The organism is Microbacterium sp. GXF7504 (genome assembly GCF_054798235.1).
This window is the reverse complement of sequence record NZ_JBSJZI010000004.1, coordinates 154,695-166,518: the sequence shown is the minus strand read 5'-3', so window position 1 is coordinate 166,518 and position 11,824 is coordinate 154,695. Positions and strand designations below refer to the sequence as shown.

The 11,824-nt window shown below is 72.5% G+C and carries 12 protein-coding genes and 1 pseudogene; 8 read left to right on the top strand and 5 right to left on the bottom strand.

The features are described 5' to 3' along the window. Nucleotides 1-16 precede the first annotated feature (16 nt). A pseudogene (locus tag ACWAUO_RS11385) lies at nucleotides 17-706 on the top strand (heme ABC transporter ATP-binding protein); the annotation flags it as partial. A 10-nt stretch (nucleotides 707-716) separates the two neighbouring features. Here ACWAUO_RS11385 and ACWAUO_RS11380 read toward each other — a convergent pair. Next, nucleotides 717-1,076 carry a sterol carrier family protein gene (locus ACWAUO_RS11380; RefSeq protein WP_460775502.1) on the bottom strand — a complete coding sequence of 120 codons (360 nt, stop codon included), beginning with the start codon at nucleotides 1,074-1,076 and terminating at the stop codon, nucleotides 717-719. Between the two features lie 83 nt (nucleotides 1,077-1,159). Here ACWAUO_RS11380 and purD point away from each other — a divergent pair, with 83 nt between their 5' ends. Continuing rightward, nucleotides 1,160-2,431, top strand: a complete 1,272-nt coding sequence (gene purD, locus ACWAUO_RS11375) for a phosphoribosylamine--glycine ligase (RefSeq protein ID WP_460775501.1) — start codon at nucleotides 1,160-1,162, stop codon at nucleotides 2,429-2,431. A 3-nt stretch (nucleotides 2,432-2,434) separates the two neighbouring features. Here purD and ACWAUO_RS11370 read toward each other — a convergent pair whose 3' ends face one another. Further along, a complete protein-coding gene (locus ACWAUO_RS11370; RefSeq protein ID WP_460775499.1) occupies nucleotides 2,435-2,788 on the bottom strand; it encodes a DUF2695 domain-containing protein in 354 nt (117 codons plus the stop codon). A 107-nt stretch (nucleotides 2,789-2,895) separates the two neighbouring features. On the opposite strand from ACWAUO_RS11370, the gene ACWAUO_RS11365 reads away from it, so the two are divergent. From ACWAUO_RS11365 to ACWAUO_RS11350, 4 genes are all read left to right on the top strand, one after another. Continuing rightward, a complete protein-coding gene (locus tag ACWAUO_RS11365) occupies nucleotides 2,896-3,741 on the top strand; it encodes a siderophore-interacting protein (RefSeq protein ID WP_460775498.1) in 846 nt (281 codons plus the stop codon). A gap of 3 nt (nucleotides 3,742-3,744) precedes the next feature. Beyond that, the gene (locus ACWAUO_RS11360) at nucleotides 3,745-4,086 is read left to right on the top strand and encodes a hypothetical protein (RefSeq protein WP_460775496.1); all 342 of its coding nucleotides are present in this window, start codon (nucleotides 3,745-3,747) and stop codon (nucleotides 4,084-4,086) included. A 53-nt stretch (nucleotides 4,087-4,139) separates the two neighbouring features. Beyond that, nucleotides 4,140-5,060: a phosphoribosylaminoimidazolesuccinocarboxamide synthase gene (locus ACWAUO_RS11355; protein WP_460775495.1), complete on the top strand. Its 921-nt coding sequence runs from the start codon at nucleotides 4,140-4,142 to the stop codon at nucleotides 5,058-5,060. A 159-nt stretch (nucleotides 5,061-5,219) separates the two neighbouring features. Further along, on the top strand, nucleotides 5,220-6,539 hold the full coding sequence (locus ACWAUO_RS11350; RefSeq protein WP_460775493.1) for a uracil-xanthine permease family protein: 1,320 nt from the start codon (nucleotides 5,220-5,222) through the stop codon (nucleotides 6,537-6,539). 127 nt (nucleotides 6,540-6,666) lie between these two features. Here ACWAUO_RS11350 and ACWAUO_RS11345 read toward each other — a convergent pair whose 3' ends face one another. The 3 genes from ACWAUO_RS11345 to ACWAUO_RS11335 are packed head-to-tail and all read right to left on the bottom strand — an operon-like array spanning nucleotide 6,667 to nucleotide 10,663. Further along, nucleotides 6,667-7,677, bottom strand: coding sequence for a LacI family DNA-binding transcriptional regulator (locus tag ACWAUO_RS11345; RefSeq protein WP_460775492.1), 1,011 nt, complete (start codon nucleotides 7,675-7,677; stop codon nucleotides 6,667-6,669). 17 nt (nucleotides 7,678-7,694) lie between these two features. Then, nucleotides 7,695-9,140, bottom strand: coding sequence for a glycoside hydrolase family 1 protein (locus tag ACWAUO_RS11340; protein ID WP_460775491.1), 1,446 nt, complete (start codon nucleotides 9,138-9,140; stop codon nucleotides 7,695-7,697). A 56-nt stretch (nucleotides 9,141-9,196) separates the two neighbouring features. Further along, entirely contained in the window at nucleotides 9,197-10,663 is a 1,467-nt protein-coding gene (locus ACWAUO_RS11335) for an extracellular solute-binding protein (protein ID WP_460775489.1), read from the bottom strand. Between the two features lie 136 nt (nucleotides 10,664-10,799). Between ACWAUO_RS11335 and purS the strand changes: the two genes are divergently transcribed. Next, complete coding sequence (gene purS, locus ACWAUO_RS11330) at nucleotides 10,800-11,048, top strand: phosphoribosylformylglycinamidine synthase subunit PurS (protein ID WP_460775488.1); 249 nt, start codon at nucleotides 10,800-10,802, stop codon at nucleotides 11,046-11,048. Continuing rightward, nucleotides 11,045-11,752 carry a phosphoribosylformylglycinamidine synthase subunit PurQ gene (purQ, locus tag ACWAUO_RS11325; RefSeq protein WP_460775486.1) on the top strand — a complete coding sequence of 236 codons (708 nt, stop codon included), beginning with the start codon at nucleotides 11,045-11,047 and terminating at the stop codon, nucleotides 11,750-11,752. The genes purS and purQ overlap by 4 nt, the downstream gene beginning before the upstream one ends. Nucleotides 11,753-11,824: the final 72 nt, after the last annotated feature.

The following is an 11,824-nucleotide window of genomic DNA, read 5'->3' as shown; positions in this document are numbered from 1 at the left end:
CGCATCGATCACCCTCCGGGCGGGCGAACTGCACGCGCTCGTCGGCCCGAACGGCGCCGGCAAGTCCACGCTCTTCGGGGTGCTCGCGGGTGACGTGACCCCGACCGCCGGCAGTGTCACGCTCGACGGCACCCCCGTCGCGAGCATCCCGCCCAAGGAACTCGCCCGCAAACGCGCCGTGCTGCTGCAGTCGAACACGGTGACCTTCCCGTTCAGCACGGAGGAGGTCGTGCGCATGGGCCGCGCCCCGTGGGCTCGCACCCCGGCGGAGGACGACGACGATCGCATCGTCGCCGCGGCGATGGCCGAGGCCGACGTCACCCGTCTGGCGCACCGTCCGATCTCCGCACTCTCCGGCGGCGAGCGCGCCCGCGTCGCCCTCGCCCGCGTGCTGGCGCAGGACACCGGCATCCTGCTCCTCGACGAGCCGACCGCCGCACTCGACCTGAAGCACCAGGAGGACGTGCTGCGGATCGCCCGGTCCCGGGCAGCCGCCGGCGCGTGCGTCGCGATCGTGCTGCACGACCTGAACATCGCACTCGCGTTCGCCGACCGGGTCACCCTCCTCTCGCAGGGACGCGTCACCGCGACCGGCGCCCCCGCGGAGGTGCTCACCGCCGAGCGGATCGAGGAGGTCTACGGCCAGCCCGTGGACGTGTTCGACCACCCCGTCACGGGCGTGCCGTTGGTGGTCCCGCGCCGCTGACCGGTCCCGGTCAGGGCCGAAGCGGCAGCAGCGGCGACAGGTCGGCCCGCGTGCCGGAGGCGATGATGCGGCCGGCGGACACCGCATCCGTCCAGTGCTCGGCCCCGGTGGCGAGTGCGATCCAGGTGTCGGGGTCGGTCTCGACGACGTTCGGCGGGGTCCCGCGGGTGTGCCGCGGCCCCTCGACGACCTGCACCGCACCGAACGGCGGCACCCGCACCTCGACCGTGTGCCCCGGCGCCTTCTCGGCGAGCAGCTGCAGCAGGTAGCGCACGGCGGTGGCCCGGTCGGTGCGCGAAGGCGCGTCGGACACCGCGACCGCCTGCAGTGCCGCCCGTCCGTCCTCCGTGCTGATCCCGCGCCGTGCCATGCCCCCACGCTATCCCCGGCATGTCCCACTTCCGACAGCACGTGGGACATGGACGCGGGGACGGAGCTGGATAGGCTGGCGGGGTGAGAATCCTCGTCCTCGGCTCCGGCGCGCGTGAGCACGCCATCGTCCTCGCGCTCGCCTCCGAGGCGGAGCCGCACGAGCTGTTCGCCGCCCCCGGCAACGCGGGCATCGCACAGGATGCGACCATCGTCGCGGTCGATGCGAACGACCCGGTCTCCGTGACCGACTACGCGAACACGAACGCGATCGACCTCGTCGTCATCGGCCCCGAGGCGCCGCTGGTCGCCGGTGTCGGCGATGCGCTGCGCGAGCGGGGCATCCCGGTGTTCGGCCCGGGCAAGGCCGCCGCCCGGCTCGAGGGCTCCAAGACCTATGCCAAGCGCATCATGGATGCTGCCGGCGTGCCCACCGGCCGGGCGGTCCGCGCCCGCGACCTCGACGAGGTCGCCGCGGCGCTGGACGAGCTCGGCGCACCCCACGTGGTGAAGGCCGACGGGCTCGCCGCGGGCAAGGGCGTCATCGTCACGACCGACCGGGAGCTCGCCCTCGAGCACGCCGCCGCCTACCTTCCCACCGGCCCGGTGCTGGTCGAGGAGTTCCTCAGCGGCCCCGAGGTCTCGCTCTTCTTCCTCAGCGACGGCGACACCGTGCGCCCGCTCAGCCCCGCCCAGGACTACAAGCGCCTGCGCGACGAGGACGACGGCCCCAACACCGGCGGCATGGGCGCCTACTCGCCGCTGCCGTGGCTCGCCGACCGCTTCGGCGGCGAGGACGCGTTCGTCGACCTCGTCACCCGCGAGATCGCGGAGCCGGTGGTGCGGCAGATGGATGCCGAAGGCAACCCGTTCATCGGTCTGCTGTACGCGGGGCTCATCCTCACCGAGCAGGGCGTGAAGGTCATCGAGTTCAACGCGCGTTTCGGCGACCCGGAGACCCAGGTCGTGCTCCCGCGCCTGGCCGAGCCGCTGTCCGCCCTGCTGCTCGCGACCGCGACCGGCACGCTCGAGGGCGTCGCCCGTCCGGCGTTCGACGACACCGTCGCCGTCACCGTCGTGCTCGCCAGCGAGGGCTACCCGGAGAAGCCGGTGACCGGCCGAGCGCTCACCGGGCTCGACGTCGCGGCACGGACCGAGGGCGTGCACCTCGCCCACGCCGCCACGGCGGTCGAGGGTGACGGCCTCGTCGCGACCGGCGGACGGGTGCTGAACGTCGTCGCCGTCGGCACCGACTTCCGGCAGGCCCGCTCCCGCGCGTACGACGCGATCGGGCACATCGACCTCAAGGGCGGCCGGTTCCGCTCCGACATCGCGGCGCGGGTCGCGAAGGACTGACGCTCACCAGCGCCTCGCGCGCCAGAGCCCGCAGGGACGGGTGGTCGCCGCGCGGATGCCCAGGCAGCTCGGGAGCGGAGCGTCCTCGGGCATGTCGACCGCGGGACGGACGGCGTTCCACAGCACCTCGCAGTCGCAGTACGCGCCTGCCCCGCGCAGCCGCGACTCGAGCGCCGTGGCCCGCGGCATCCGTTCGTCGCGGAACGCGCCCGTGAACCGGTGCGTGTGGTCGCATCCGAACTGCCCGAGCACACGGTGCAGGTAGCAGATCAGGCATTCACCGGGACCCGACCGCGTCAGATCGGCCGCAAGGGCCCGCACCAGCTGCTCGGCTTCCGTCACGATGCCCGCGTCCATGCCGAGACGATGCCACGCACCACCGACATCCCCCGCGACCGATGCCCGGCATCCGGGCAGACTGTGCTTGGCTCGATCCGAGCAGAGGCTTCAGGGAAGGACGTCGCATGACGGATGCAGTGGACACGGCGGCGGAGTTGTTCCGGCGGGAGGGCGGTCGCAACCGCTTCACGGCCCGGACGGCGACGGTCACCGCGATCGCCGAGGTCGGGGAGTTCATCCGGGTGACGCTCACCGGACCCGAGTTCGTCGACTTCGTCTCGGGCGGGCCGGCGGACCACGTGCGGGTGTTCTTCCCGGACCCCGAGACCGGGGAGCTGGTGGCGCCCGCGCCGGCCGGCCCCGGCGAGGACGGCATCGTCCGTCCGGACCGCCCCATGTTCTCGCGCGACTTCACGCCGCTGCACATCCGTGAGATCGAGGGGTCGCGCTCGATCGACCTCGACATCCTGCGCCACGAGGCGCCCGGCCCCGCCGCCCGCTGGGCCGCGGCCGCCTCGGTCGGCGACACGCTCGTCATCGTGGGCCCGCGCGGCTCCCGCGGCGCGACGCTCCACGCCCCGCGCGTGCTGCTCGTCGTCGACGGCACGGCGCTGCCCTCCGCGGGGCGCTGGATCGCCGACCTGCCCGACACCTGCGACGTCGAGGTGGTCGCGGACGTCACCGGCGATCTGGAGTGGGTCCGGACCTACCTGCGCGGCGAAGGCGGGCGCGACGTCCCCGTCCTGGCCGCGGGCGACGACCTCGCCGAGACGGTGCGTACGCGCAGGATCGACGCGGGCACGTTCGTCTTCGCCGCGGCCGAGGCGTCGCGGCTCGTGCCGGTGCGCCGGTACCTGCGGCACGAACTCGGCCTCCCGCGTGCACAGTACGCGGTCAGCGGGTACTGGAAGCGCGGTACCGCCGGCTTCGACCACCACGCCCCGATCGACCCCGAGGACCCCGAGGACTGACGGGTGCCCGCCCGGGGTGACGTGAAGCGGCGCGGACACGAGCTGTTCGCGCCGATCGAGGACGACCTCCTCACCCGGGACGGCGTCGAGGTGGGGCCCATGTTCGGCTCGGACGGTCTCCGCATCCGGGGCAAGGTGTTCGCGTTCATCGGCTGGGACGGCGGCCTCATCGTGAAGCTCCCCGCCGCCCGGGTGGCGTCGTGGCCGGCCGACAGCGCGGCGATGCCCATGGTGATGCGCGGGCGCACGATGCGCGAATGGCTCGTGGTGCCGCAGTCCGAGGCAGACACGTGGCCGGGGATCGTGCACGAGGCGTTCACGTACGTCGACGCCATCACGCCCTGACCGTCGCGGACGACCCGCGACGGCGGTCCGGCGCTGGGCGGGATAATGGGCGGGTGAGCAACGAGAACCTTCCCGGCTGGCGGCACGTCTACTCCGGCAAGGTGCGCGACCTGTACGTGCCGGCCGAGACCCCCGAGGGCGGTTCCGCCGAGCGCATGCTCGTCGTCGCCAGCGACCGGGTGAGCGCGTTCGACCACGTGCTCGATCCCGGCATCGAGGGCAAGGGCGCCATCCTCACGACCCTCAGCCTGTGGTGGTTCGATCGGCTCGCCGGCGCCGACGGCGGTCGCCGCATCCCGAACCATCTCGTCGCCGACCACGTGCTCGGCGACGACGAGGCCGTCTCCCTCGTGCCGGATGCGGTCACCGGGCGCGCCATGGTCGTGAAGGCGCTCGACATGCTGCCGATCGAGTGCGTCGTCCGGGGGTACCTCACTGGTTCCGGTTGGGCGGAGTACCGGGCCGCAGGCACCGTGTGCGGCATCCCGCTCCCCGACGGACTGCAGGACGGGGACCGGCTGCCCGAGCCGCTGTTCACCCCGGCGTACAAGGCGCCCCTCGGCGAGCACGACGAGAACATCTCGTTCGAGCAGACGGTCGAGCTCGTGGGGGCCGAGCACGCCGCGGCCCTCCGCGACCTGTCGCTCGAGATCTACCGCCGCGCCGCGGCCACCGCCGAAGAGCGCGGTCTCATCCTGGCCGACACGAAGTTCGAGTTCGGCCTTGACGCGGACGGGGTGCTCACCCTCGCGGACGAGGTGCTGACGCCCGACTCGTCGCGGTACTGGGATGCCGAGTCCTGGCGCACCGGCACCACCCCGGCCGAGCGCATGGCGAGCTTCGACAAGCAGATCGTCCGCGACTGGCTCGCGGCGAACTGGGACAAGCTGGGCGAACCGCCCGTGCTGCCCGCCGACGTCGTCGAGCGCACCGTCGCCCGCTACCGCGAGCTGCTCGACCGCCTCGCGCACTGACCTGCGCGCCGCGCGCGCACGGATCCGCCGATCCGCGAGACTCCCCCTGGGAACCGCGAGACTGCATCTGCGCGCCGAGACTGCGGGGTAACCCCGCTGTCTCGGCGGTGGGATGCTGTCTCGCGGCCCGACCCGCATGAACCACTGAGGAGAACCACCATGGCCATCTGGAAGCTGCACGGCGACGGGCGCACCGTCGAACCCGGACAGGTCGTCGCGCCCGACGAACGCCTGAACTGGCCCGCGACCATCGCCATCGGCATCCAGCACGTCGTCGCCATGTTCGGCGCGACCTTCCTCGTGCCCGTGCTCACCGGGTTCCCGGTGCCCACCACGCTCCTGTTCTCGGGTGTCGGCACGCTGCTGTTCCTCATCGTCACGAAGAACAAGCTCCCGAGCTACCTCGGTTCCTCGTTCGCGTTCATCGCGCCGATCACCGCCGCCACCGCGACCGCCGGGATGGGCACCGCCCTCGCCGGCATCGTCGCGGTCGGCCTGCTCGTCATCCTCGTGGGCGTCATCGCCCAGTTCGCGGGCACCGGCTGGATCGACAAGCTCATGCCGCCGGTCGTCGCGGGCGCCATCGTCGCACTCATCGGCTTCAACCTCGCCCCCACGGCGTGGATGAACTTCCAGGCGCAGCCGCTCGTGGCATCCATCACCCTGGTCGCCGTCATCCTGTTCAGCGTGCTGTTCCGCGGCTTCCTCGGCCGGGTCTCGATCTTCCTCGGCGTGATCGTCGGCTACATCGCCGCCGCGATCGGCGGCGTGCTCGACTTCAGCGCCGTCGAGGAGGCCGCCTGGGTGGGCCTGCCCGAGTTCCACCTCGCCGACGTCACGCAGCCGGGCACCTGGGCCGCGATCGCGATGTTCCTCCCGGTCGTGCTCGTGCTCCTCGCCGAGAACATCGGCCACGTGCGCGGTGTCGCCACCATGACCACCCCCGCGGTGAACAAGCAGACCGGCCGCGCGCTCATCGCCGACGGCGTCTCGACCACGATCGCCGGCCTCTTCGGCGGGTCGGGCACCACCACCTACGGCGAGAACATCGGCGTCATGGCCGCGACCCGCGTCTACTCCACGGCCGCGTACTGGGTGGCCGGTGCCGCCGCGATCGTGCTGAGCCTGTCGCCGAAGGTCGGCGCCGTGTTCAACAGCATCCCGGCCGGCGTCCTCGGCGGTGCGACCACCGCGCTGTACGGCCTCATCGGCATCATCGGCATCAAGATCTGGGTCGACAACCGCGTCGACTTCTCGCGCCCGGTGAACCAGTACACCGCCGCGGTCTCGCTCGTCGTCGCGATCGCCGGCTTCACCATGCAGTGGGGCGACTTCCAGCTCGGCGCGATCGTCATCGGCTCGCTCGCCGCGCTCGTGATCTACCACCTGGGCAACTTCATCGCGCGCGTCCGCAAGACCGGCGCGGACGACGGCGGCCCCATCCCCGCGGTCGGCCCGCTCGGCGGCGACCCGGAGTGAGCGCGGTTCATCCGTCTCGGATGCAGGGTGCGCACCGTCCGCACCGCGAATCTGCGACGGGTGAACGGGCCTGAACAACGAACCGCCGCATCCCGGAGCAGGGATGCGGCGGTTCGGCGTTCGGAGGTCAGGCGGATTCGCGGACGATGAGCTCCGTGGGGAGGATCGTGGCGTGATCCGGTTCGCCGCCGGCGAGGAGTTCCAGCAGCACCCGCGCCATCGTCTGGCCCTGCGCGAAGGACGGCTGCCGCATCGTGGTGAGCGTGGGCGTCACGTTCGTGGCGAGCTGGGAGTCGTCGAACCCCATCACGGCGATCTCCTCAGGCACCCGCACCCGGGCGGCCTGCAGCACGCTCATCGCCCCGCGGGCCATGAGGTCGCTGGCGACGAACACGGCGTCCGGAAGACCCGGACCCTCGAGGATGCGGCGCATCGCCGCCGCACCGCCCTCCGCGGTGAAGTCGCCGTCCTCGACCGCGACCTCGGGGAGCCCCGCGGCCTTCATCGCGGCCCGGTAGCCGGCCAGCCGGTCGACGCCGGCCGCCATGCTCCCGGGGCCGGTGATGGTCGCGATGCGGCGGCGCCCCTGACCGATGAGGTACTCGACCGCATCCCGCGCACCGGCGGTGTTGTCGACGTCGACGTAGTAGTCGTTCGGTCGGACCGAGAGGGGACGACCGGCGTAGACGACCGGCATGGTCGAGGCGATGGCCGAGACGAACGTGTCGCTGGTGTGGTGCGAGACGACGATCGCGCCGTCGATGGAGCCGCTGCGCGCGTAGCCGACCATCTTGTCACCGGGGTCGTTGCTGGCGATGTACAGCGTCAGCACGTACGGCGACGAGGCGATCGTCGCGTTGATCCCGGAGACGATCGCGGCGAAGAACGGGTCGCCGAAGAACCGGTGGGTGTCCTCCGGGATGATGACGCCGACCGCCATGGTGCGGTTGCTCGCCAGCGATCGCGCTGCGCGGTTGGGCACGTAGTTCAGGCTCGCGATCGCCGCCCGGACGGAGGCGACGGCCTCGGGGCTGACCGATTCGGAGCCGTTCACGACCCGCGACACGGTAGACCGGGAGACGCCCGCGAGACGGGCGACCTCCTCGATCGTGGCCGTGGTCCGTAACTGCACCGTCATGACCAGATCCTTCCGGCTTACTCCGCGACGGCTCGTGCGGCGATGATGCGACTGTACCTGTGGGCGCTCTCCTTCGGGGTGCGCTCCTGGGTGTCGTAGTCGACCCGCACGATGCCGAAGCGCTTCTCGTAGCCCCAGGCCCACTCGAAGTTGTCCAGCAGCGACCAGTAGAAGTAGCCGCCGACGTCGACGCCGGACTCGATGGTGTCGAGGATCGCCTGCAGGTGCCCGGCGAGGAAGTCGGCACGCTCGATGTCGTGCACGGCGGTGACGCCGTCCTCGACCACGGGGACGTCGTCGTACGCGGCACCGTTCTCGGTGACGAACAGCCGGGTGCCGGCCGCATCCGAGTACTCGGTCGCGACCCGGGTGAGCAGGCGCTTCAGCGTGGCGGGGTCGACCTCCCAGTGCATGGCGGTGCGCGGCAGGCCGCGGTCGTGCCAGTGGATGTCCTGGCCGACCGGCCAGGGCGAGCCGGCGAAGCGGTCGGTGGGCGCGTCGCCCGCGGCCGGCGGGTTCGCGGACGCCTCGGCGCCGACGAACTCGCCGTGGTAGTAGTTCACGCCGAGGGCGTCGATGGGCGCGGAGATGACCTCGAGGTCACCGGGGCGCAGCACCGCTTCGAGGGATGCGGCGGCCTCCGGCGTGCGCTGCCGCATGTCCTCGACGATGTCCTCCGGGTACGAGCCGCGGAAGACCGGGTCGAGGAACCACCGGTTGAACTGCCCGTCGATGCGGCGGGCGGCGTCGACGTCGGCGGGGTCGGCCGGGTCGGCCGGGTCGGCAACCGTGAGGTTGAGCGTGATGCCGAGGTTCAGCGACGCGTCGCGTTCACGGAGTGCGCGGATCGTCTGCCCGTGGCCGAGGAGCAGGTGGTGTGCGGCGGCGACGCCCTCGGCGGCGGAGTAGTGACCCGGGGCGTGGATGCCGGCGGTGTAGCTGAGGAACGAGGAGCACCAGGGCTCGTTGAGGGTCGTCCACACCGACACCCGGTCGCCGAGCGCGTCGTGCATGTCGAGCGCGTACTCGGTGAACCGCTCGGCGGTGTCACGGTTCGTCCAGCCCCCCTGCTCCTGCAGCGCCTGCGGCAGGTCCCAGTGGTACAGCGTGAGCCACGGCAGGATGTCGGCCTCGAGCAGCTCGTCGACGAGACGCTGGTAGAAGTCGATGCCGGCGGGGTTCACCGGGCCGCCGTCGGGGCGCACGCGCGACCACGACGTGGAGAAGCGGTAGGTCTGCAGGCCAAGGCGCTTCATCAGGGCCACGTCGTCGCGGTAGCGGTGGTAGTGGTCGGTGGCGACCTCGCCGTCGTCGCCGTTGATGACGGCGCCCGGCACACGGCAGAACGCGTCCCAGATCGAATCGCGGCGGCCGTCCTCGTGCGCGGCGCCCTCGATCTGAAACGCGGCGGTGGCCGCCCCGAAGAGGAAGTCCTCGGGGAAGGTTCGGGCAGTGGTGCTCATCGCGGGGGTTTCCTCACTGGTCACTGTCGCGGACCGCGCGCGGCGGCCGCAGGGGGTCATGGAACGGTGGTGGCCTCGACCGCCAGGACCCAGCGGTCCCAGGCGTCGGCGGCGGTCACGGCCCCGGCGGTCACGCGGGTGAGCGCGAACGCCATGAGCCGGTCGATCTCCGGGGTCTCGGGGCCGCGGAACCGGAGCCCGGGGATGGCCGCGGCGCGCTCGCGCAGGAGCGCGGCGATCGGGCCCGCGAACGGGTCGTCGTCCTCATCCGGGTCGGTCGTGGCCCCGTCGTCCGGCGCGGCTTCGTCCTCGGGATCCGGCTCACCGGTCGCGTCGGGTCCCGGGGTCTCGCCCTCGGGCGTCGCGGATGCGGTGGGCTCGGCCGCATCCGTCTCCTCGTCGGCGAACGAGAGGCTGGGGAACGCGCCGACCGCGGCGAACATCGCGAGCTGCTGCTCGGGCGCGGTGAGCCAGTCCGCGACCTCGCGGGCGCGGTCGACGTGGGCACCCGCGGCCGGGACGGCGAACGCGCTGAGGACGCTGGTCGCACCACCGCCGGGGAACGCGTCGGCGACCTCCCAGCCGGCGTCGAGGAGCGTCGCGAGCGTGCCGCTGCCGGGGGTCACGGTCTCGGGGTCGGCCGGCGGTGCGGATTCGTCCGCTGGTTCGTCCGCGATCTCGGTCTCGGTGACGGCCTCGGGGTCGGTCGCGCCGATCGTGCCGGCCGCGCACAGGCTCGCCGCGAACCCGCCGGTCGCGGCGGCGGCCAGCCACTCGTCGGTGCCGGGTTCGAGCCCGGCGAAGACCGCGGGATCGGCGGTCACCCGTTCGTAGGCGGTGCGCACGGTCGGGTTGGTGGTCGCGATCACCTCGCCCGTCGCGCGCTTCTCGTACGGCGCGGCGAGCTGGTCCATGGCGACCGAGAAGACGTCGGCGGCGGAGTCCAGGAAGGGGCGGCCGGTCGCCGCGGTGTACCCCGCCGCGGTCTGCAGGAGCCCGGCCCAGTCCTCGGCGAGCGCCCCGAAGCCTGCGGGATCGGCCGGGAGGCCGGCTGCCGCCACCAGCTCGGGGTCGTAGCAGAGCGCGCGCGGCGCGATCGCGGCGGGGTAGGCGTAGACGCGGCCGGCGGTGTCGGTGACCGTGCGCACGGCCCACTCCGGCCAGCGCCCCTCGTCATCCTGCAGTTCGGTGCGCGGGATCGCGGCCAGGAGGTCGGAGTAGAGCATGAGCTCGGGCAGCCAGGTCGAGTCGATCGTGACGACGTCGGCGAGGCCGCTGCGCCCGAGGTCGGCGAAGAGCAGCTCCCGCGCCTCGTCGGCCGGGAGTTCGCGCACGACGATGCGGACGTCGCGGTTCGCCCGGTCGTACTCGCCGAGCAGCGCGCGGTAGGCGGCCCCGGTGGCGTCGCCGGTCACCTGCACCGTCAGCACGGTGGGGCTGGACCGCGCCGTGGCGCCGCTGCATCCGCTGGTGACGGCCACCACCGCGACCCCCAGCGCGAGCGCCCGCGTGCGTCGATGCACCGCGCCCCTCCTCGTCCTTCGCCGATCGTCCTGCAATGATGTCACGATCTGCGAGGGAGCGCTCCCACGAGGCCGGATGCGGGGTGTCGGCCTAGACTGGTGGGGCACATCCGCCGCGCACCCCGGGAGCCTTCGAATGCCCACCATCGTCGTCGACGTCATGCCCAAGGCCGAACTGCTGGACCCGCAGGGCAAGGCCGTCGCCGGAGCCCTCTCCCGGATGGGCGTCGAGTCCTTCTCCGATGTGCGCATCGGCAAGCGTTTCGAGCTGACCGTGGACGGCGAGGTCGACGAGGCCGTGCTCGAGACCGTCCGCACCCTGGCCGACGAGGTGCTCTCCAACGCCGTGATCGAGGACGTCGTCGGCATCGAGGTCGTCGAATGAGCGTCCGCGTCGGGGTCATCACCTTCCCCGGGTCGCTCGACGACCGCGACGCGCAGCGCGCGGTGCGCCTCGCCGGCGCGGAGCCGGTCGCCCTGTGGCACGGCTCGCACGACCTCGAGGGCGTCGACGCGCTCGTCCTGCCGGGCGGCTTCAGCTACGGCGACTACCTGCGTGCCGGCGCCATCGCCGCCCTCGCGCCGATCATGAGCGAGGTCAAGGATGCGGCCGCGGCCGGCATGCCCGTCCTCGGCATCTGCAACGGTTTCCAGATGCTCGTCGAGGCGCACCTGCTGCCGGGCGGGCTCATCCGCAACGCGCATCAGCAGTTCATCCGCCGCGACCAGCGCCTGCGCGTCGAGAACGCGTCCACCGCGTGGACGAGCGACTTCGAGCAGGGGCAGGAGATCACGATCCCGCTGAAGAACGCGGACGGCGGGTACATCTGCTCCGCCGAGACGCTCGAGCGCATCGAGGGCGAGGGCCTCGTGGCGTTCCGCTACGTCGGCGTGAACCCGAACGGGTCGCTCGACGACATCGCGGGCCTCACGAACGAGCGCGGCAACGTGGTGGGGCTCATGCCGCATCCCGAGCACGCCGTCGAGCCGGGCTTCGGCCCCGACACGACCGCCGCGATGCGGTCGGGCACCGACGGTCTGTCGTTCTTCACCTCGGCCGTCGCCGCCGTCGTCTCCGCCGCGGCCTGACGCCGTCCGCGGCACCCCGCGCCGGCGCTACCCCCTCCGCATGCGACACCCGCCTCCGCATCGAGTTGCCTC

Bases quoted from the DNA above. Each gene is read 5' to 3' on its own strand.
- ACWAUO_RS11350 (WP_460775493.1), top strand. From the start codon at position 5,220: ATGGCCATCTGGAAGCTGCACGGCGACGGGCGCACCGTCGAACCCGGA.
- ACWAUO_RS11340 (WP_460775491.1), bottom strand. From the start codon at position 9,140: ATGAGCACCACTGCCCGAACCTTCCCCGAGGACTTCCTCTTCGGGGCG.
- ACWAUO_RS11345 (WP_460775492.1), bottom strand. From the start codon at position 7,677: ATGACGGTGCAGTTACGGACCACGGCCACGATCGAGGAGGTCGCCCGT.
- purQ (WP_460775486.1), top strand. From the start codon at position 11,045: ATGAGCGTCCGCGTCGGGGTCATCACCTTCCCCGGGTCGCTCGACGAC.
- ACWAUO_RS11365 (WP_460775498.1), top strand. From the start codon at position 2,896: ATGACGGATGCAGTGGACACGGCGGCGGAGTTGTTCCGGCGGGAGGGC.
- ACWAUO_RS11370 (WP_460775499.1), bottom strand. From the start codon at position 2,788: ATGGACGCGGGCATCGTGACGGAAGCCGAGCAGCTGGTGCGGGCCCTT.
- purS (WP_460775488.1), top strand. From the start codon at position 10,800: ATGCCCACCATCGTCGTCGACGTCATGCCCAAGGCCGAACTGCTGGAC.
- ACWAUO_RS11380 (WP_460775502.1), bottom strand. From the start codon at position 1,076: ATGGCACGGCGCGGGATCAGCACGGAGGACGGACGGGCGGCACTGCAG.